This is a genomic window from Ruegeria sp. BG9 (assembly GCF_056538305.1).
Genome location: NZ_JBQFSY010000023.1, coordinates 1 through 1362, shown reverse-complemented (window position 1 = coordinate 1362; position 1362 = coordinate 1). Strand labels below are relative to the sequence as shown.

The following is a 1362-nucleotide window of genomic DNA, read 5'->3' as shown; positions in this document are numbered from 1 at the left end:
TGTGTGGATGGCTCCTTCCTAGCAAGACATTTTTGATCTGATTTGCGCATTTGTCAGAAGCAGTCATGTGTCCGGCCTGTCTGCGCGGTTTTGACCGCTGGCCCTGATGGGTTCCGCAAACCAAGTTCCTATCAGCTTTACGGGCTATTATACCCGCGCCATTCGGCGGAGTTTCTTGGCTTTGGCGGCAGACTTATGCACCATCATCTCGCGGGTCTTGCTAACTCATTGTTCCTTTCGTCTCAGACGGCAGCACGTGGGCTGTAGGGTTCGTTGCGGGTGAGCACTGCCCAGACGATCCGGGCGGTCTTGTTGGCCATCGCGACAGTTGCGACGCGGGCGGCTTTGCGTTCGAGCAATGATGTCAGCCACTTGCTGGCGCGTTCGGGGTGGGATCGTGTTTGTCGGACCAATGACGTCATGCCGACGACGAGCAACGATCGTAAATACTGGTCGCCCATCTTGGTGATTCGTCCCAGCTTCTCCTTGCCACCGCTGGACTTATTCGCCGGCGTCAGGCCCAGCCAGGCAGCGAACTCCCGACCATTGCGGAACTGATGCCCGTCTCCAATGCTAGCGATGATTGCAGAAGCCGTTACAGCGCCAACACCGGGGATCGTGCGAAGAAGACGAACACGCGCATCCTCTTTGGCGACTTGTTTTATACGATCTTCGTACCAGCGGACCCGTTTGTGCAGAGCCATGAGTTGCTCGCACAGATTATGGATCACTTCATTGGCAATCTTAGGCAGATCGAGAACTTCGCCAAGCGTAATGTCTTCGGCAAACCCAATCACCCGGGCGAGACCTCTCGGAATGAAGATGCCAAACTCGGCAACCAAACCGCGCAGATTGTTGATGAGTTGCGTTCTCTGGCGCACCAGAAGATCACGCGCCCGATGCAGCGAGAGGAGGGATTGCTGCTCGACCGTCTTGATTGCAACAAAGCGCATGGTCGGACGAGTAACCGCTTCACAGATTGCTGCGGCATCAATTGCATCAGACTTCCCGCGTTTGACGTATGGTTTCACATACATCGGCGGGATCAACCGAACCTCGTGGCCCAAGGCCATGAGCTCGCGCGCCCAGTGGTGGGCGCTACTGCAGGACTCCATACCAATCAGGCAAGGCTCCAACTTCGCAAAGAACGACAGAAACTGCGCCCGCCGCAGGGCTTTGTTGAACACAACCTCCTCGGACGCGGTGATCCCGTGGACTTGAAAGACGTTCTTGGCCAGATCAACGCCAATTGTGGTAACTTGCATGGGGTGGCTCCTTTCAAAAGCAGACTTTGACACCTGCACTATGGCGCATTGCGACGCCGGTTGAAGCAGGAGCCATCCACCCCATCAGCTTTGAGCC

General features: G+C 56.2%; 1 protein-coding gene. It reads right to left on the bottom strand.

Annotation, left to right across the window (positions count from 1 at the left end; translation table 11 throughout):
- Positions 1-242: 242 nt before the first annotated feature.
- A complete protein-coding gene (locus tag ACR0I8_RS22040) occupies positions 243-1265 on the bottom strand; it encodes an IS110 family RNA-guided transposase (protein ID WP_170693030.1) in 1023 nt (340 codons plus the stop codon).
- Positions 1266-1362: the final 97 nt, after the last annotated feature.